Raw genomic sequence first — 17,929 nt, 5'->3', positions numbered from 1 at the left:
CACACCCGTTCCCATACCGAACACGGAAGTTAAGCTCTTTTGCGCCGATGGTAGTTGGGGGTTTCCCCCTGTGAGAGTAGGACGTCGCTGGGCACATTAAAAAAGTCGTTACCGAATAATCGGTAGCGGCTTTTTTGTTCTTCTAAAATAATATAGAAGCTTTAACTTTAAAGCGACATTTCCCAGGAAATAATGACATTTTTCATCAATAAAAAATAAGTGAAATTGGATTTTGACTTCATATTATGCGACAAAATTCAATTCTCACCTTGCTTTAGTGATAATAAAAGAATTGTTCTCTTTTTAAGTAAATTTACTTTTATTTAAAATGTGTTAATATGCAAAAAAGGAGTGATGACTTGATTAATAAAAACGCACAACAAATTATAAATACTTAGGCTTACAAATGCTTTATGAACGTTTGCCAAATGATCATACGATGAAGAGTGTCATTAATTCGAAACTGAGAGCAGCAAAAGCAGGTATTATAGGAGAAGCAACTGTAGAAGATGTATTTGAAAAATACGATTTTCCTTTTTACTATAAAATTTTACATGATGTAAACTTAACTTCAAATGGGAAATTCCAGATTGATACACTGTTCATATGTCAGTATTTTGTAGTCATCCTAGAGAGTAAGAATATATTGGGAAAATTGTTCTTTGAAAATGACCCACCTTGTTTGAAACGCGAATTAGACTCCCGAAACCAAGATCCATTTTCATTTGGGAGTCCCGAAATACAAGTAGATAGGAACATTTATTTATTGAGGGAATGGTTGAATAAGCGTGGGATAAATATTCCTATTGTAGGTGTAATTATCTTTAGTAGTACTAAATCTATTGTGATGAAAGCTCCAAATCATACCTCTGTTATTTATGCATTAAATATTCCAGTTTATATAAGAAAATTGCAAAGACAGAAAGAATATTTAACTGTAACTCAAATGAAAGAAGTAGCAGTAGCAATAATGCAACATGATCAGCCTTATATTCCATTTCCCATGTGCAAGAAATGGGGGATTGACCCTGCTGAGTTAATTACAGGGGTTAAATGTGATAAATGTGGAAGATTCGAAATGATTAAGAAGAGTAATGGATGGAATTGTTCAAACTGTGGAAATATTGATAGATTAGCTCACAAATATACGGTCTATGAGTGGTTTGCATTAGTTTCGAAGAAGATTACAAATAAAGAATGTAGGAGCTTTTTGTGTATAGAATCTCATCAGTTAGCAAGTAGAATATTGAATTCAATGAATCTTACTAGAAAAGGAAAATCCAAAAATACTACGCATTATATCTTAGGATGGGAAAAATTAGATAACTGGAAGGGAAGAATAGATGAGAAATACCGAAGTTAAACAGTCGTATATCAAGTCTGGACAATCTAGCACAGAACTTGGACAATCTCTCCCCAAACCTAGACAACTCTCTCCAACCCAACTCTAAACCCCATTCTCAATTGATGAAATTGAGTACATAAGTTATTCTTATAAGATATAGGAGGTCGGCTGGCTATGAAAAAAGAAACGAAATGGTTTGAAGTAGAGGAAAATGAAAGTATCACAGCATGTATAGAAAGAATGGAACAACAGGGCTTTCAAATTGCCGGTAGAAAAGAAGAACCGATCTTTGCAGAGGTAAATGGGCAACCAGTTCCGGTTAAACAATTAATCATGTTAAAAGGTATAAAAGAGAAAAATATATAAAAATAATGTCAAAAACCGAACAATAATTTTTAATTAAAATATATCGTTCGCATTTTTGTGTTGACGTCACTTGTTAGTCTTGTTAAAATATGAATAGCAACAGACAATTATATCCCCATATATGCTAAAGAATTGGCTTTAGCGTCTCTACCATGTCACCGTAAATGACAGGACTATGAGGGAAAGCAACTTTTGGATTATGCTAAAAGGATGTGTTCGCGTATGTTATTAATGACACAAACTAAGCAATTAAATTCCTCAAGTAAACTGCTTTTCTTCCGTAGAGAGTAGTTTATTTGGGGAATTTTTTGTTTAAGAAGGGACGAATATAATGAGCGCAAAAATTGGTGTAATTATGGGTAGTTCTAGTGATTGGGAAACAATGAAACATAGCTGTGAAATCCTGGATGAACTAAATATACCGTACGAAAAACAAGTAGTCTCTGCACATCGTACGCCAGACTTGATGTTTGAATATGCAGAGCAGGCGCGAACACGTGGAATTCAAGTAATTATTGCAGGAGCTGGGGGAGCTGCACATTTACCAGGGATGGTAGCAGCAAAGACGACGCTGCCTGTTATCGGAGTTCCGGTACAATCTAAAGCACTGAATGGATTAGATTCGTTATTATCGATTGTGCAAATGCCAGGCGGGGTGCCAGTTGCGACAGTAGCAATCGGAAAAGCAGGAGCAACGAATGCTGGATTATTAGCTGCACAAATTCTTTCTATCCAAGATGTAGAAATAGCAGAGCGATTAGAAAAACGAAGAGAAGATACGAAAAACAAAGTATTTGAAAGTAACGGTGAACTACAATGACTAAAGTAATTTATCCGGGACAAACTATTGGAATTATCGGTGGTGGACAACTCGGTCGTATGATGGCATTAGCCGCAAAAGAAGCAGGCTATAAAGTAGCGGTATTGGAGCCGACGATGGACTCACCTTGTGGTCAAGTTGCAGATATCCGCATTGTTGCACCGTATGATGATGAAGCAGCGCTAGAGGAACTTGCAGAAGTAAGTGATGTAATTACCTATGAATTTGAAAATATTGATTATGAAGGTTTGAAACGACTATCACAAATTGCCTATGTTCCTCAAGGTGCAGAACTTGTAAAAATTACGCAAGATCGCATACTAGAAAAAACAGAATTGCAGGCTGCTGGCGTACCAGTTGCGAAATTTGTCGAAGCAAGTAGTTTCGAAGAACTTGAACAACGAATTGATGAAGTTGGATTTCCTTGTGTCGTAAAAACTTCTCGTGGTGGATACGATGGCAAAGGACAACAAACAATCCATTCAAAAGAGGAGCTACCGCTCGCTAAATCACTTTTTGAACACTCTGCTTGTATTGCGGAGGCATTTGTTCCGTTTACGAAAGAAATATCGGTCATTGTTCAACGAAACGGTGAAGGACAAACGTATTGCTTACCAATTGGGGAAAATGTTCATGTAAATCATATTTTGCACGAAACAATTGTACCGGCTCGCATTGATACGGCGCTTGCCGATAAAGCAATGGAAGCTGCAAATAGAATCGCTAATCATTTAAACCTAGTTGGAACGCTTGCAGTGGAAATGTTCGTTTTAGAGGAACAAGAAATTCTTATTAATGAATTGGCTCCACGACCACATAACTCTGGTCACTATTCGATAGAGGCATGTAATATTTCGCAATTCCATCAACATGTTCGAGCGGTGTGTGGTTGGCCATTACGTGAGCCAAAGCTTTGGACTAATACAGTAATGGTAAATATTCTTGGGCAGCATGTAATAGCACTTACAAATTCTATAAGTAAATATCCAAACTGGTCTGTTCACCTTTATGGAAAAAACGAAGCAAAAACCAACCGCAAAATGGGACATGTTACGATTCTTTCAACTAATATTGAACAAACTATAGAAGAAATTGAACAATCTAAAATCTGGTCTTAATCAGGAGGAACTTGAATGATTGAACGCTATACTCGCCCGGAGATGGGTGCCATTTGGACTGAAGAAAACAAATACAATGCTTGGTTAGAAGTAGAAATATTAGCTTGTGAAGCATGGGCTGAAATTGGCGATATTCCAAAAGAAGATGTTGTGGCACTTCGAAAAAATGCATCATTCAATGTGGACCGTATTTTAGAAATAGAGCAAGAAACAAGACATGACGTAGTAGCATTTACTCGTGCAGTTTCGGAAACATTAGGAGAAGAACGGAAATGGGTTCATTACGGATTAACATCGACTGACGTAGTGGACACAGCTCTTTCTTACTTAATCAAACAAGCAAATGTCATTATTCGTAAAGACATTTTAAACTTTATCGAAATCTTAGAAAATAAAGCAAAAGAACATAAGTACACAGTAATGATGGGACGCACGCATGGTGTGCATGCAGAACCAACTACTTTCGGTTTAAAACTTGCACTTTGGACAGAAGAGATGAAACGTAACTTAGACCGTTTCGAAGCTGCGGCAAAAGTGATTGAAACTGGGAAAATGTCTGGTGCAGTAGGAACATATGCAAACATCGATCCATTTGTTGAGAAATATGTTTGTGAAAACTTAGGTCTTGCAGCATCTCCAATTTCTACTCAAACATTGCAACGCGACCGTCACGCACAATATATGAGTACATTGGCTTTAATCGCAACTTCAATTGAAAAGTTTGCGACAGAAATTCGTGGTTTACAAAAATCAGAAACTCGTGAAGTAGAAGAGTTCTTTGCAAAAGGTCAAAAAGGTTCTTCTGCTATGCCTCATAAGCGCAATCCGATTGGTTCTGAGAATATGACAGGACTTGCAAGATTGATACGTGGTTATATGATGACAGCGTATGAAAATGTATCGTTATGGCATGAAAGAGATATTTCTCATTCGTCTGCAGAACGTGTAATTTTACCGGATGCAACAATCGCACTGAACTATATGTTAAATCGTTTCAGTAATATTGTGAAGAATTTAACGGTGTTCCCAGAAAATATGAAACGTAATATGGATTCCACATTAGGATTAATTTATTCCCAACGTGTGCTACTTGCACTAATCGACAAAGGTTTGGCTCGTGAAGAAGCGTATGACACAGTGCAGCCACTTGCCATGAAAGCTTGGGAATCGCAAACAGCTTTCCGCACATTTGTAGATGCGGAAGAAAAAATCACTTCACTACTTTCAAAAGAAGAACTGGATGATTGCTTTGATTACAATTATCACATTCAGCATGTGGACATGATTTTTGAGCGTTTAGGACTAAATTAATCAATATTCGGAGGAATTCACAGTGGAAAAAGGTCGTCTATTATACGAAGGTAAAGCAAAACAATTATTTGCAACAGAAGATGAAAATATCCTATTTGTATCTTATAAAGATAGTGCTACAGCCTTTAATGGAGAGAAAAAAGAAGAAATTGTTGGTAAAGGAAATTTAAACAATAAAATCACAACGATTCTTTTTAACCAATTAAAACAGCATGGTATTGACTCCCATTTCATCGAGCAAATTTCAGAAAATGAACAACTTGTAAGAAAAGTAGAGATCATTCCTTTAGAGGTAGTTGTTCGAAATGTAGCTGCAGGTAGTTTAGCAAAAAGACTAGGATTCGCAGAAGGAACAACTCTAAGTCATCCGATTGTAGAATTATACTACAAAGATGATGATCTCGGAGATCCGTTACTTACAGATGCTCATCTTGCATTACTAGAACTTGCAACACCAGAAGAAATAGAGACGATCAAAACAAAAGCACTGGAGATTAACAAAGTGTTACAGCCGATTTTCAAAGAAATCGGTGTAACACTAATCGATATGAAACTAGAATTTGGAAAGACTACAAATGGTGAAATACTGCTTGCAGATGAAATCTCTCCGGATACTTGCAGACTATGGGACGATGAAACAAATAACAAGCTTGATAAAGATGTATTTAGACGTAATTTAGGTAGTTTAACAGATGTTTATGAAATCATACTTTCCCGACTAGGAGGACTATTCAAATGAAAAAAGTTAAAGTATATGTAACATTACGTGAAAGTGTTCTAGATCCACAAGGTTCAGCAGTTATGGGTGCTCTTCACTCTATGAACTATAAAGAAGTTTCAGATGTTCGTATCGGCAAGTTTTTAGAGCTTCAAATCGAAGAGTCAGATCGTGATTTAGATGCAATCGTAAAAGAAATGTGTGAAAAATTACTTACAAATACAGTTATCGAAGACTACCGTTATGAAGTTGAGGAGGTAGCTGGCAAATGAAGTTCGCAGTTATCGTTTTTCCAGGATCGAACTGTGATTTAGATATGTATCATGCCATTAAAGACGAGCTCGGGGAAGAAGTAGAGTACGTTTGGCATGATGAAACAGATCTAAGCGGATTCGATGGTGTTTTATTACCAGGTGGGTTCTCTTATGGAGACTACTTACGTTGCGGAGCGATTTCTCGTTTCTCGAATGTTATGTCCGAAGTGGTAAAAGCTGCTGAAGCAGGTAAACCAGTTTTAGGTGTATGTAATGGATTCCAAGTATTAACCGAAGCTGGTCTTCTACCTGGAGCGTTACTACGCAATAAAAATCTTAAATTCATGTGTCGTACAGTTGGTCTAAAAGTAGAAAACAATGAAACGCAATTTACAAGTGAGTATTCAAAAGGCGAAGTAATTCAAATTCCTATCGCGCACGGTGAAGGAAACTATTATTGCGATGAAGAAACACTTACTCGTTTAAAAGAAAACAACCAAATCGTTTTCACATATGCTTCTGAAAATCCAAACGGTAGTATTGAAGACATCGCAGGTATTGTGAATGAAAGAGGAAACGTCTTAGGAATGATGCCTCACCCAGAACGTGCTGCTAACGATATTATGGGCGGATCAGACGGGCTAGCATTATTCAAATCAATAGTGAAACAGTGGAGGGAATCTCATGTCAATCATGCTTGAACCAAATCCGGAGCAAATTAAAGAACAAAAAATATATACACAAATGGGTATGTCAGACGAAGAATTTGACATGGCTGAAAAGATTTTAGGACGTCTTCCAAACTATACGGAAACTGGTCTTTTTTCTGTAATGTGGTCGGAGCATTGCTCTTATAAAAATTCGAAACCTGTATTGCGTAAATTCCCTACAAAAGGTCCCCAAGTACTTCAAGGACCTGGTGAAGGTGCAGGAATTGTAGATATCGGTGACGGTCAAGCAGTTGTTTTCAAAATGGAATCTCATAATCACCCATCTGCAATCGAACCTTACCAAGGAGCGGCAACTGGTGTTGGCGGTATTATCCGTGATGTATTTTCAATGGGAGCTCGTCCAATTGCAATGCTAAATTCACTTCGCTTCGGTGAGTTAAAAACACCACGTGTGAAATACTTATTTGAAGAAGTAGTAGCAGGGATTGCTGGTTACGGTAACTGTATCGGTATTCCAACGGTTGGTGGAGAAATCCAATTTGACCCTTGTTATGAAGGGAATCCACTAGTTAACGCAATGTGCGTAGGTTTGATCAATCATGAAGATATTCAAAAAGGGATTGCAGCTGGTGAAGGCAATACGGTCATGTATGCTGGAGCAAAAACTGGTCGTGATGGTATCCACGGAGCAACATTCGCATCGGAAGAATTGACAGAAGCTTCGGAAGAAAAGCGTCCAGCAGTACAAGTTGGAGATCCATTTATGGAGAAACTTTTACTGGAAGCTTGTTTAGAAGTTGTAAAATCAGATGCTCTTATCGGAATTCAAGATATGGGTGCTGCTGGATTAACATCTTCATCAGCTGAAATGGCTTCGAAAGCTGGTCATGGTGTGGAATTAAACTTAGATTATATTCCTCAACGTGAGACAGGTATGACTGCATATGAAATGATGCTTTCTGAATCACAAGAACGTATGTTAATCGTCGTGAAAAAAGGTCGCGAAGAAGAAATCGTGAAAATTTTTGATAAGTACGGCTTAGATTGTGTAGCGGTAGGTAAAGTAACAAACGATAAAATGCTTCGCCTAATTCATAACGGAGAAGTTGTTGCAGAAGTTCCAGCAGATGCATTAGCAGAAGAAGCACCAGTGTATTACAAGCCTTCATCTGTACCTGCTTACTATACAGAATATCAAGCAATGGAAAACGTGGAGCCGAAAGTCACGGATTATAAAGAGACACTTCTTAACCTATTACAACAACCGACAATTGCTTCTAAAGAATGGGTTTATGATCAATATGACTACCAAGTACGTACGAGTACTGTAGTAACACCAGGTTCTGATGCTGCTGTAGTACGTGTACGTGGCACGAATAAAGGATTAGCAATGACAACAGATTGTAATTCAAGATACATCTATTTAGATCCAGTAGTAGGTGGGAAAATCGCTGTAGCAGAAGCTGCACGTAACGTCGTATGTTCTGGTGCGAAACCACTTGCAATTACAGACTGCTTAAACTTTGGTAATCCAGAAAACCCAGAAATTTTCTGGCAGTTAGAAAAATCTGCTGATGGTATTTCAGAAGCATGTATCGCATTAGATTCACCAGTTATCGGTGGTAACGTTTCATTGTATAACGAGCGTAGCGGTACAGCGGTTTACCCAACACCTACAATTGGTTTAGTTGGACTTGTAGAAGATTTAGCACATGTAACAACTCAAGACGTGAAGCAAGCTGGAGATATCGTATATGTAATCGGTGAAACGAAAACAGAATTTGGTGGATCTGAGCTTCAAAAATTAGTAGAAAAACGTATTTTTGGTCAAGCACCTTCGATTGATTTAGAAGTAGAAGCGGCTCGTCAAAAAGCATTACTTTCAGCTATTCAAGCGGGTGTTGTACAATCTGCGCATGATATTGCAGAAGGTGGACTTGCAGTTGCGTTGTCAGAAAAAGCGTTCGGTGCAAATGGTCTTGGAGTGGAAGTTACTATTAATGGCTCTGCTACAACAGCATTGTTTAGCGAATCTCAATCACGTTTCCTTGTAACGGTTAAACCTGAAAATGCAGCTAAATTTGAAGAAATCGCAAAAGATGCAGTACAAATTGGTGCTGTAACAGATTCAAATAAAGTAATTATTTCTAACGAAGACGGAACTGAATGGATTAGCGGTTCTGTTGACGAATTCCGTTCCGCTTGGAAAGGGGCAATACCATGCTTGCTGAAATCAGAGGCTTAAACGAAGAATGTGGTGTTTTCGGAATTTGGGGACATCCAGATCCTGCACCGATGAGTTATTATGGATTGCATGCGCTTCAACATCGAGGTCAAGAAGGCGCTGGAATTGTCGTAACAGACGGACAAATTTTACGAGCTGTCAAAGGTGAAGGCTTAGTAAATGATGTCTTCAGTAATGGAAAGCTTGAAAAACTAGAAGGAAAAGCTGGAGTTGCACATGTTCGTTATGCAACTGCAGGTGGATCGGGTCTTGAAAATGTGCAACCACTTCTTTTTAATTCGACTACTGGAAGTCTGGCAATCGCACATAATGGAAACATCGTCAATGCGGGTCGTTTAAAACGCAATTTGGAGCAGCAAGGTAGTATTTTTCAAACGACTTCTGATACAGAAGTAATTGCACATTTGTTGAAAAAAAGTCACCATAATTCGGTAGTAGATCGTGCGAAAGAAGCGCTTCGACTATTAGATGGTGCATTTGCAGTCGTTATTTTAACAGAGGATAAATTATTAGTAGCCCAGGACCCACACGGTATGCGTCCACTTTCATTAGGAAAGTTAGGAGATGCTTGGGTAGTAGCTTCTGAAACAAGTGCATTTGATTTAATCGGTGCAGATGTTATTCGTTCCGTTGAACCTGGTGAACTACTTATTATTAATGATGAAGGTGTACGTTCAGAACGTTTTTCGGAGCCAGCAGAGCGAGCGATTTGTACAATGGAGTATGTCTATTTCTCTCGACCTGACTCCAACATAGACGGTATTAATATTCATATGGCAAGAAAACGACTTGGGAAGCAGCTTGCAAAAGAGATTCAAGTAGATGCAGATATTATTACTGGGGTTCCAGATTCTAGTATTTCAGCAGCTATTGGATTTTCAGAAGCTTCTGGAATTCCATATGAGATGGGGCTTATTAAAAACCGCTATGTAGGACGTACTTTCATACAACCATCACAAGATCTACGTGAGCGCGGAGTGAAGATGAAACTTTCACCAGTACGTCAAGTTGTAGCCGGAAAACGTGTAGTAATGGTGGATGATTCCATCGTGCGTGGGACTACTTCCAAACGTATTGTGAAAATGTTGAAAGAAGCAGGAGCAGCAGAAGTACATGTTGTGATTAGTTCACCGCCATTAAAAAGTCCTTGTTTTTATGGAATAGATATTAGTACAGATTCAGAACTAATCGCTTCTAATAATAGTGTGGAAGAAATGCGCGAACTAATTGGTGCAGACTCACTTTCCTTTTTATCAGTAGAAGGTATGGTAGAAGCGATTGGTCGAACGGATGAAGGAAAAAACTGCGGTCATTGTTTAGCTTGTTTCACTGGTGAGTATCCGACTCCAATTAAACCAAATACAAAATTACCACATGAAAAAGAGCTTGTTCGATAGGAGGATTATACATGTCAAAAGCATATGAAAAGGCAGGCGTTAATATTGAAGCCGGCTATGAAGCAGTTCAGCGAATGAAATCACATGTCGAACGTACAGCTAGAAAAGGTATCATGGGTACTTTTGGTGGGTTCGGTGGAATGTTCGACTTGTCTTCATTAAACTATAAAGAACCGGTTCTTATTTCAGGAACGGATGGCGTTGGTACGAAGTTAAAGCTTGCGTTCATGACAGATTCACACGATACAATTGGGGTAGATTGTGTTGCAATGTGTGTGAATGATATCGTGGCACAAGGTGCACAGCCTTTATTTTTCCTTGATTATGTTGCAGTTGGAAAAGCAGTTCCTGAACGTATTGAGCAAATCGTCAAAGGCGTTGCAGATGGTTGTGTTCAATCTGGTGCAGCATTAATCGGCGGGGAAACAGCTGAAATGCCTGGTCTCTATGAAGAAGATGAGTATGATCTAGCTGGATTTGCAGTTGGAGCTTGTGAAAAATCGAAAATTGTTACGGGTGAAAAAATTGCAGAAGGCGACGTACTAGTTGGTATTGCTTCTAGTGGTGTCCATTCCAATGGCTATTCACTTGTACGTAAAATAGTATTTGAAGAGCAAGGTTATTCTGCTGATACAGTAGTTGCTGGTTATGAAGGGCTTGGAGAAATTGGAAAAGCACTTCTAACACCTACAAAGATTTATGCAAAGCCTGTTATGGAAATGCATAATGAACTTGCTATTCACGGAATGGCTCATGTTACAGGTGGTGGTTTTTATGAAAACCTACCGCGTATGATGCCAGAAGGTTTGGCAGTTGAAGTGGAGTTGGGTTCATGGGAAGTACTCCCTATTTTCAATCTTTTGAAAGAAAAAGGCGAGCTTACGGACCGAGATTTATATAATGTGTTTAATATGGGTATTGGTTTTGTACTTGCATTATCTGCGGAAGAAGCAGATAGAGCAATTGCTATCGCTGAAGCTCATGGGGAAAAAGCATATACAATCGGTCGTGTTGTGAAAGGTGAAGGTGTTTTATTCAACGGAACACATGACGGGAGTTTAGTGTAATGGCTGGTAAACCGAAATTTGCAGTATTTGCATCAGGAAGTGGCAGTAATTTTCAAGCTATTTATGATGCAACCGAAGCTGGACATTTATCTGGCACTATATCGCTTGTAGTGACAGATAAGCCAGATGCGTATGTAGTAGAACGTGCGCGTATTGCTGGTATTGAGACACTTGCCATTAAACCTTCAAGCTTTCCCTCAAAAGAAGCGTATGAGCAAGCTGTTTTACAAAAGCTAACTAAGCTTGATGTAGAGTGGATTATTCTTGCCGGATATATGCGTTTAATCGGAAATGTTTTACTCGAAGCGTATCCAAGCCGGATTATTAATATTCATCCTTCATTGCTACCAGCGTTTCCAGGAAAAGATGCCATTGGACAAGCAATGGAGCATGGGGTGAAGATAACAGGGGTAACCGTGCACTATGTAGATGCCGGAATGGATACTGGTCCAATTTTAGCACAAGCAGCTATTGAAGTAGTCGATGGCAGTAGAGAACAAACGGAAGAACGTATCCATGCGGTAGAGCATGAACTATATACAAAAACATTACAAGAGTTATGGAGCCGGTAGTTTTTACCGGCTTTTCTACCTTAAATATTAGGAGGAATTAACGTGTCAAAACGTGCTTTACTTAGTGTTTCAGATAAATCAGGAATTCTCGAATTTGCAAAAGAGTTGGAAAGCCTTGGGTATGAAATTTTATCAACTGGTGGGACAAAAGCATTTTTAGAACAAAATGGAGTAGCAATAACATCAGTTGACCAAGTAACAAACTTTCCAGAAATTTTGGATGGTCGAGTAAAAACATTGAACCCAATGATTCACGGTGGACTATTAGCAAAACATGATGATCCTTCTCACCAAGCACAGCTGGAGGAGCATAGTATTACACCAATTCAAGTAGTATGTGTAAACTTATATCCTTTCCGTGAAACAATTTCCAAACCAGATGTTGCATTTGAAGATGCAATTGAAAATATCGATATCGGTGGTCCATCGATGCTACGTTCAGCGGCTAAAAACCATCAATACGTAACAGTTGTAACAGATGCTTCTGACTATGAGGAAGTATTAGCCCAATTAAAAGAAACTGGCGAAACGACACTTGAAACACGCCGCAAGTTAGCTGCAAAAGTATTCCGTCATACTGCTGCATATGACGCATTAATCGCGAGCTATATGACAGATTTAACAGGGGAAGAATTTCCTGAATTGTTGACTCTTACATATGAACGAAAACAATCATTACGCTACGGGGAAAACCCGCATCAAAAAGCAGCATTTTACAAACGTCCACTTGGATCAGATTTCTCAATTGCTTCTGCTACACAATTACATGGTAAAGAACTTTCTTATAACAATATTCAAGATGCAAATGCTGCAATTCAAATCGTGAAAGAATTTGAAAAACCTGCTGCTGTAGCAGTAAAACATATGAATCCTTGTGGAGTTGGAACTGGTGAAACAATTTCTGACGCTTTCAACAAAGCATATGAAGCGGACTCTACTTCTATTTTCGGTGGAATTGTTGCTTTAAATCGTGAAGTAGATGCAGATACTGCAAAAGTATTGGCTGGTATTTTCTTAGAAATAATCATTGCACCTTCATTCTCAGAAGATGCAATTGCAATGTTAACTGCTAAGAAAAATATTCGTCTACTAACTATTTCTTATGAACAAACGAAAAAAGATGCTTGGAACACAGTGTCTGTAGAAGGTGGACTATTAGTTCAGTCACCAGATACTTTCGGATTGAAAGATGCAGACGTAAAAGTAGTAACAGACCGTGAACCAACTGCAGAAGAATGGAAAGCATTAGAGCTTGGTTGGAATGTTGTAAAACACGTGAAATCTAATGCAATTGTAGTAGCTACTGAAGATATGACAATTGGTGTTGGTGCCGGACAAATGAACCGCGTGGGATCGGCAAAAATTGCACTAGAACAAGCGGGAGAGCGTGCAAAAGGAGCAGGACTTGCATCAGATGCATTTTTCCCAATGAACGATACAGTAGAAACTGCTGCTAAGGCAGGGATTACAGCAATTATTCAAACTGGTGGATCTGTAAAAGACCAAGATTCTATCGATAAAGCAAATGAATACGGAATTGCAATGGTATTCACTGGCGTTCGTCATTTCAAACATTAAGGGAGGCCCATCGAATATGAAGATTCTTGTTATTGGAAGTGGCGGTCGTGAGCATGCAATAGCAAAGCAATTTAATAATTCTCCTTCTGTCGATAAAGTATTTGTAGCACCTGGTAATGCAGGGATGACAAACGATGCAGTAATTGTTCCAATCGATGTAATGGCATTTGAAGATTTGGCACAATTTGCAAAAGAAAATGCGATTGATCTTACCTTTGTTGGACCCGAGCAACCACTTGTCGGTGGAATTGTTGATTACTTTACAGAACGTGGCCTTCGTGCTTTTGGACCTACGAAACTAGCAGCGCAGATCGAAGGTAGTAAATCTTTTGCTAAAGAGCTTATGAAAAAATATTCAATCCCAACTGCTGCCTATGAAACATTTACGGAAGTAGACAAAGCAAAAGCATATATTGAAAAACTTGGGGCTCCAATTGTTGTTAAAGCGGACGGGCTTGCTGCTGGTAAAGGCGTTGTTGTTGCCATGACGGTGGAAGAAGCAAACACTGCTGTTGAAGATATGATTGGCAATCAGTTATTTGGTGAATCTTCTTCTAGTGTAGTAATTGAAGAGTTTCTAGAAGGCGAAGAAATTTCCTACATGTCATTTGTACATGATGGCCAAATTTATCCAATGGTTATTGCACAAGATCATAAACGTGCATATGACGGAGATAAAGGACCGAATACTGGGGGGATGGGGGCGTATTCCCCAGTTCCTCAAATTGCACAAAATATAGTAGAGCTTGCTTACGAAACAATTGTCGTGCCAACAGTAAAAGCGATGGAGGCAGAAGGAACCCCATTTACAGGTATTTTATATGCGGGACTTATAATTACGAATGATGGACCTAAAGTAATCGAGTTTAATGCTCGTTTCGGTGATCCTGAAACTCAAGTAGTTCTACCTCGTATGACAAGTGACTTTGGTGCATTTATGATGGCGCTTATGGATGGACAACCTTTTGAGCTAGAATGGTCGGATGCAGAAATGTTAGGTGTGGTCATCGCATCAGAAGGCTATCCTGCGAATGTGAAAAAAGGTGCTAAACTTCCCGACCTTTCTATTTTAGAAGAAGCTGGTCTTTATGTTTTCCACGCAGGTACAAAAGCGGATGGTGAAGACTATGTGGCAAATGGCGGTCGTGTGATTTTAGTTGCCGCGAGTGAATCCACACTCAAAGAAGCCGGGCAAAAAGTGTATGATGGCTTGTCTAAGTTAGAATGGAACGGTTTATTCTTCCGAACAGATATTGGCTGGAGAACATTTCAATAATCTAAAAAGGATGTCTCTCATATGGGAGATATCCTTTTTTGTATGTGAAGAGAGAAAAGTACGTCACACATTGTTATGATAAATCCAGTAAATGGATTAGGGCAACTAAACTATCATTGAAAGCAACTAATTCTTACAATAGTAAGTTTACTGTCGCGTGTTACTCTTAGCCATTTTATGGTAACATATAACATTGAGATTTAGTGCATGTAGCAAGTAGTTAAATTAAAGTAGACGCTATTTTATAATAGTATAGCCTGTACAATTACAAATTTTCTTTGCTAGGTATCCTTGGGGAATAAATTTACAAAAAATAATAATTCAATACTTTGCTTTACTAAAGTACTATGCTACTATTATTTGTAAGAGTAATCTTATAGAAAGGAGAATGGATGATATGCAATACCCAATTTGGAAAATAGAAGAAATAAGACGTCAAATTGAAGTAGTAAATGGAAAACAACCTCCAGATATCGTTATTACAAACGCAACATTTTTACATAGCCATTTAAAGAAATGGATTACAGGTAATATTTGGATTGTGAAAGATCGCATTGTGTATACAGGGGCAGAAATGCCAGTTGTTTCTAAAGAAACAGAAGTATATGATGCTACAGGTCAAAAGATTGTGCCGGGTTATATTGAACCTCATGTGCATCCATTCCAACTATACAACCCACAAACATTCGCTGATTATGCAGCACAATTAGGAACAACGACATTTATCGCAGATAATTTAGTAATGTTTTTGATGCTTGAAAATAAGAAAGCGTTTTCAATAATGGATGAACTAAGTAAATTACCTTTTTCTTTTTATTGGTGGGCACGTTTCGATTCGCAAACTGAACTGGAAAATGAAGAGGAATTATTTACGTCTAGAACGGTTGGAGAATGGATCGCGCGTCCAGATGTAATTATGGGCGGGGAGTTAACAGGATGGCCAAGACTACTTTCTGGTGACGATCAAATGCTTTATTGGATGCAGCAAGCAAAAACAAACGGAATGAAAATTGAAGGTCATTTTCCCGGGGCTTCCGAGCGTACGTTAGCTCGTATGCGTTTACTAGGAGCGGATGGAGATCATGAAGCGATGACTATCGAAGAAGTAGAAAGAAGAATTCTTCATGGTTATGCTGTGACACTTCGTCATTCATCGATACGACCTGACTTGCCAATTTTATTAAAAGGGATACTGGAAAAGGACTTGCAAATTTTCGATCACCTGATGATGACGACAGACGGGGCTACTCCTTCTTTTCATCTAGATGGGGTAATGGATAAATGTATACAAGTTGCTTTGGATGCTGGGGTAAGCCCGATAGATGCTTATTTAATGGCATCATTTAACGTAGCGAAATATTATAATTTATCGAATTTACACGGTGTCATTGCAACTGGTAGGTTTGCTACGCTTAATTTCTTAGAAGATGAGTTAAATCCAGTCCCGACAAGTGTTTTATCCAAGGGAGTTTGGTTAAAACGAAATGGTGAAAAAATCCATGCGTTAGCACCAACCGATTGGTCAAATATACCAGACTTAGATTTGAATTTTGATCTCTCTGATAATGACTTCCAATTTTCGATGCCTTTTGGAATTGAGATGGTGAACGATGTTATTACAAAGCCGTACTCTGTTACGGTTGATACGACCGATAACGAACTTTCGACTCAACATGATGAGAGTTTCTTGCTTTTAATAGATCGTCTTGGCAAGTGGAAAGTTTCTACACTTATTAAAGGTTTTGCAACGAATTTAAAAGGATTTGCTTCTTCTTATTCGAGTACTGGGGATATTATATTAATCGGAAAAAATAAAAAGAGCATGCTCCAAGCTTTCAATGAAATGAAAAAAATGAATGGCGGAATAGTCATCGTTGAAAACGAAGAAGTTGTTTGTACACTTAAACTACCTATAGGTGGGATACTGTCGGATAAGCCGATGGAAGCTTTAATAGAAGAGGAATTGTGTTTAAAGAAAGAGTTGGCGGCTAGAGGATTTAAGCATGGGGATGCCATTTACACATTATTATTCTTACAAGCTACACATTTACCTTATGTCCGAGTTACACAAAGAGGAATCTTCGATGTCATGAAAAAACAAGTATTATTTCCAGCTGTCATGAGGTAGGGGGATTTTGTATGTTTAAAAAATGGGGGATTATAAGCATACTTGGTTTATTTCTTGTTGCTTGTTCAAATGAGAAAGAAGTAGAAGAAGTAATACCGGTGGAAGATACGGTAGAAGATATTGCGGAAGAAGTAATAGAGGAACCGGTTGTTCTTCCTTATGTTGCACCTTTTACTGGCATTCGTTCAGAAGAAGAACAAACACAAAGGCCAATTATTGTGACGATGAATAATCATCCAATTGCTAGGCCACAGTCGGGGATTGAACAGGCGGATATTGTTTACGAAATGTTGGCAGAAGGAAATGTGACGAGATTTCTAGCGCTTTATCAAAGTGATATACCTGATGTAGTAGGACCAGTTAGAAGTGCTCGCGATTATTTTGTCGATGTTGCAAAAGGATTAGATGCTTTTTATATTGCGCATGGCTATAGCCCAGATGCACAGAAAATGTTAAATGCAAGAGTTGTAGATAATATCAATGGTATGCAATATGATGGTATACTTTTTAAGCGATCCAAAGAGCGTAAAGCACCGCATAACTCGTATATTTCCAAAGAAAATATTTTTGCTGGGGCAGAAAAAGTCGGAGCATCGATGGAAATTCACAAAATTCCTTCCCTATCATTTTATGATTCGGTTGAAGGGGCAAAAATTGGAACTCCAGTATCTTCAATAAGCATTCAGTATGGATCAGGTGCAAGTTTTCAAAACCAATATACATATATACCGGAAAGTGGTTTATATGAACGTAAAACTGGTGGAGACATAACAATCGATAAGGAATCTGGGGAAGCCGTAGAGATTGCGAACGTCATATTTATGGAAATACCGCATAAAACGATTGATAATGCAGGGCGTCAGCAGCTAACATTAACTGCTGGTGGAAAAGCGTATCTTTTCCAAGCAGGGACTATGAAGGAAATCGAATGGGAAAACATAGACGGGATTCTCGTACCGATAGAGAATGGTGTTCCAGCTAAATTGGTACCAGGAAAATCATGGATCAGTTTTGTACCAACCAATCCTGGACTTGAAAATATGGTAAACTATTTACCTTGAAT

The 17,929-nt window shown here is 38.5% G+C and carries 16 protein-coding genes, 1 rRNA gene and 1 riboswitch; all 17 genes read left to right on the top strand.

The window, feature by feature from the left end:
• A 5S ribosomal RNA gene (gene rrf, locus ACIQ38_RS19310) occupies nt 1–93 on the top strand; the annotation flags it as partial.
• A 313-nt stretch (nt 94–406) separates the two neighbouring features.
• Complete coding sequence (locus ACIQ38_RS19305; protein WP_402826940.1) at nt 407–1,363, top strand: nuclease-related domain-containing protein; 957 nt, start codon at nt 407–409, stop codon at nt 1,361–1,363.
• Nucleotides 1,364–1,519: 156 nt separating this feature from the next.
• Entirely contained in the window at nt 1,520–1,711 is a 192-nt protein-coding gene (locus ACIQ38_RS19300) for an NETI motif-containing protein (RefSeq protein WP_402826937.1), read from the top strand.
• A 95-nt stretch (nt 1,712–1,806) separates the two neighbouring features.
• Nucleotides 1,807–1,907: riboswitch (purine riboswitch) on the top strand.
• 135 nt (nt 1,908–2,042) lie between these two features.
• A complete protein-coding gene (purE, locus tag ACIQ38_RS19295; RefSeq protein ID WP_402826934.1) occupies nt 2,043–2,531 on the top strand; it encodes a 5-(carboxyamino)imidazole ribonucleotide mutase in 489 nt (162 codons plus the stop codon).
• Nucleotides 2,528–3,649 carry a 5-(carboxyamino)imidazole ribonucleotide synthase gene (gene purK, locus ACIQ38_RS19290; protein ID WP_402826931.1) on the top strand — a complete coding sequence of 374 codons (1,122 nt, stop codon included), beginning with the start codon at nt 2,528–2,530 and terminating at the stop codon, nt 3,647–3,649. Before purE ends, purK begins: the two co-directional genes overlap by 4 nt.
• Before the next feature lie 15 nt (nt 3,650–3,664).
• The gene (gene purB / locus ACIQ38_RS19285) at nt 3,665–4,960 is read left to right on the top strand and encodes an adenylosuccinate lyase (RefSeq protein ID WP_402826929.1); all 1,296 of its coding nucleotides are present in this window, start codon (nt 3,665–3,667) and stop codon (nt 4,958–4,960) included.
• 22 nt (nt 4,961–4,982) lie between these two features.
• Nucleotides 4,983–5,699, top strand: a complete 717-nt coding sequence (gene purC / locus ACIQ38_RS19280; protein WP_402826927.1) for a phosphoribosylaminoimidazolesuccinocarboxamide synthase — start codon at nt 4,983–4,985, stop codon at nt 5,697–5,699.
• Nucleotides 5,696–5,950, top strand: coding sequence for a phosphoribosylformylglycinamidine synthase subunit PurS (gene purS, locus ACIQ38_RS19275; RefSeq protein ID WP_402826924.1), 255 nt, complete (start codon nt 5,696–5,698; stop codon nt 5,948–5,950). Before purC ends, purS begins: the two co-directional genes overlap by 4 nt.
• The gene (gene purQ / locus ACIQ38_RS19270; protein WP_402826921.1) at nt 5,947–6,633 is read left to right on the top strand and encodes a phosphoribosylformylglycinamidine synthase subunit PurQ; all 687 of its coding nucleotides are present in this window, start codon (nt 5,947–5,949) and stop codon (nt 6,631–6,633) included. Before purS ends, purQ begins: the two co-directional genes overlap by 4 nt.
• Entirely contained in the window at nt 6,617–8,848 is a 2,232-nt protein-coding gene (purL, locus tag ACIQ38_RS19265; RefSeq protein ID WP_402826918.1) for a phosphoribosylformylglycinamidine synthase subunit PurL, read from the top strand. The genes purQ and purL overlap by 17 nt, the downstream gene beginning before the upstream one ends.
• Nucleotides 8,824–10,245 carry an amidophosphoribosyltransferase gene (purF, locus tag ACIQ38_RS19260; RefSeq protein ID WP_402826915.1) on the top strand — a complete coding sequence of 474 codons (1,422 nt, stop codon included), beginning with the start codon at nt 8,824–8,826 and terminating at the stop codon, nt 10,243–10,245. Before purL ends, purF begins: the two co-directional genes overlap by 25 nt.
• 11 nt (nt 10,246–10,256) lie before the next feature.
• A complete protein-coding gene (gene purM, locus ACIQ38_RS19255; RefSeq protein WP_402826912.1) occupies nt 10,257–11,312 on the top strand; it encodes a phosphoribosylformylglycinamidine cyclo-ligase in 1,056 nt (351 codons plus the stop codon).
• On the top strand, nt 11,312–11,884 hold the full coding sequence (gene purN / locus ACIQ38_RS19250; RefSeq protein WP_402826909.1) for a phosphoribosylglycinamide formyltransferase: 573 nt from the start codon (nt 11,312–11,314) through the stop codon (nt 11,882–11,884). Before purM ends, purN begins: the two co-directional genes overlap by 1 nt.
• A 42-nt stretch (nt 11,885–11,926) precedes the next feature.
• Nucleotides 11,927–13,462 (top strand): bifunctional phosphoribosylaminoimidazolecarboxamide formyltransferase/IMP cyclohydrolase, encoded by a 1,536-nt coding sequence (gene purH / locus ACIQ38_RS19245; protein WP_402826906.1) that lies wholly within the window; start codon nt 11,927–11,929, stop codon nt 13,460–13,462.
• A 16-nt stretch (nt 13,463–13,478) separates the two neighbouring features.
• On the top strand, nt 13,479–14,738 hold the full coding sequence (purD, locus tag ACIQ38_RS19240) for a phosphoribosylamine--glycine ligase (RefSeq protein WP_402826903.1): 1,260 nt from the start codon (nt 13,479–13,481) through the stop codon (nt 14,736–14,738).
• Nucleotides 14,739–15,135: 397 nt separating this feature from the next.
• Complete coding sequence (locus ACIQ38_RS19235) at nt 15,136–16,866, top strand: adenine deaminase C-terminal domain-containing protein (RefSeq protein ID WP_402826900.1); 1,731 nt, start codon at nt 15,136–15,138, stop codon at nt 16,864–16,866.
• 11 nt (nt 16,867–16,877) lie between these two features.
• A complete protein-coding gene (locus tag ACIQ38_RS19230) occupies nt 16,878–17,927 on the top strand; it encodes a DUF3048 domain-containing protein (RefSeq protein ID WP_402826897.1) in 1,050 nt (349 codons plus the stop codon).
• Nucleotides 17,928–17,929: the final 2 nt, after the last annotated feature.

The sequence above is a fragment of the Psychrobacillus sp. NPDC096389 genome, assembly GCF_044762855.1.
GTDB lineage: Bacteria > Bacillota > Bacilli > Bacillales_A > Planococcaceae > Psychrobacillus.
This window is presented reverse-complemented; position numbering and strand designations above follow the sequence as displayed.

Bases quoted from the DNA above. Each gene is read 5' to 3' on its own strand.
- ACIQ38_RS19305 (WP_402826940.1), top strand. From the start codon at position 407: ATGCTTTATGAACGTTTGCCAAATGATCATACGATGAAGAGTGTCATT.
- ACIQ38_RS19300 (WP_402826937.1), top strand. From the start codon at position 1,520: ATGAAAAAAGAAACGAAATGGTTTGAAGTAGAGGAAAATGAAAGTATC.
- purE (WP_402826934.1), top strand. From the start codon at position 2,043: ATGAGCGCAAAAATTGGTGTAATTATGGGTAGTTCTAGTGATTGGGAA.
- purK (WP_402826931.1), top strand. From the start codon at position 2,528: ATGACTAAAGTAATTTATCCGGGACAAACTATTGGAATTATCGGTGGT.
- purB (WP_402826929.1), top strand. From the start codon at position 3,665: ATGATTGAACGCTATACTCGCCCGGAGATGGGTGCCATTTGGACTGAA.
- purS (WP_402826924.1), top strand. From the start codon at position 5,696: ATGAAAAAAGTTAAAGTATATGTAACATTACGTGAAAGTGTTCTAGAT.
- purQ (WP_402826921.1), top strand. From the start codon at position 5,947: ATGAAGTTCGCAGTTATCGTTTTTCCAGGATCGAACTGTGATTTAGAT.
- purL (WP_402826918.1), top strand. From the start codon at position 6,617: ATGTCAATCATGCTTGAACCAAATCCGGAGCAAATTAAAGAACAAAAA.
- purF (WP_402826915.1), top strand. From the start codon at position 8,824: ATGCTTGCTGAAATCAGAGGCTTAAACGAAGAATGTGGTGTTTTCGGA.
- purM (WP_402826912.1), top strand. From the start codon at position 10,257: ATGTCAAAAGCATATGAAAAGGCAGGCGTTAATATTGAAGCCGGCTAT.
- purN (WP_402826909.1), top strand. From the start codon at position 11,312: ATGGCTGGTAAACCGAAATTTGCAGTATTTGCATCAGGAAGTGGCAGT.
- purD (WP_402826903.1), top strand. From the start codon at position 13,479: ATGAAGATTCTTGTTATTGGAAGTGGCGGTCGTGAGCATGCAATAGCA.
- ACIQ38_RS19235 (WP_402826900.1), top strand. From the start codon at position 15,136: ATGCAATACCCAATTTGGAAAATAGAAGAAATAAGACGTCAAATTGAA.
- ACIQ38_RS19230 (WP_402826897.1), top strand. From the start codon at position 16,878: ATGTTTAAAAAATGGGGGATTATAAGCATACTTGGTTTATTTCTTGTT.